Source organism: Bifidobacterium jacchi, assembly GCF_009078285.1.
GTDB classification, from domain to species: domain Bacteria; phylum Actinomycetota; class Actinomycetes; order Actinomycetales; family Bifidobacteriaceae; genus Bifidobacterium; species Bifidobacterium jacchi.
In genome coordinates this window covers 1-969 of sequence record NZ_RQSP01000103.1, presented here as the reverse complement: position 1 = coordinate 969, position 969 = coordinate 1, and the positions used below count along the sequence as shown (strand labels likewise).

At 66.5% G+C, this 969-nt stretch carries 1 protein-coding gene; it reads right to left on the bottom strand.

Annotated features, from left to right (window positions below):
• Positions 1-969, bottom strand: a 969-nt coding sequence (locus EHS19_RS10920) for a hypothetical protein (protein ID WP_175578440.1), incomplete at both ends; no start/stop codon positions are given.

Sequence of the window (969 nt, the reverse complement as noted above, 5' to 3'; positions counted from 1 at the left end):
CGCTGGCATCGGTATAGAAGCCGTCGCCGGCACTCAGCGTGATCGCGCCGGCGTTGACCGCGCTGCCGGTACCGTCCACCGCGAACGCGAGCGTGACGCCGCCGTCCTTGACCGAATGGATTTCGGTGCCCGTCGTGAAATCCTGACCGGCAGTGGCCTTGAACTGCTGCAGCGCGACGGTCGGGGCCTTGGTGTCGAGCTTGATCGTGTCGCCGGTGTTGGCGGCGCGGCCGGACAGCAGATCGCTGACCAGCACGTCGGTGCCGGCGCTGAACGTGTAGGTGCCGTCGGCGCCGTCAATGGTGATCGGCTTGTCGTCACCGGCCGGATCGCCGCAGACGATCGTGTAGGTGCCGTTGTCGAATCCGGGATTGTCGGCCGGAATCACGCACACGCCCTGCACGCTGGCATCACCGTCACGCGTACTGGTAAGCAGCGTCCGACCGGCCAGCGACGGCCAGATCGCGTCGATCGACGTGCGGAACTGATCGGCGTTCACGCCCGCCGCCGGCTGGAGCCTGACGGCGACGGACTGCGGCGCCTTGTTGAGATAGTTGTCGCCGGCCCTGAGGCTCTCGCCGTCCACCTGCACGGTGTAGGCGCCCTTGAGCGTTGACCGGGCGATCACCGCGATCCTGGTATAGTTCCTGGCCGCAGCGCCCGCGGTCTTGTAGTCGCTCACCGCCTTGGGATTATCGGCCTGCGCGTTGCCCGCCGCATCCTTGACGCCGATCCTGAGCTTGCTCAGATCATACGAGCCCTGATCGGCGAACGTGAGCGTCAGCGTACTGCCGTCGAATGTCTTGAGCGCATCCAGCGCGTCCGCATCCAATGATGCCGCCTTGCCGCTGGCATCGGTATAGAAGCCGTCGCCGGCACTCAGCGTGATCGCGCCGGCGTTGACCGCGCTGCCGGTACCGTCCACCGCGAACGCGAGCGTGACGCCGCCGTCCTTGACCGAATGGATTT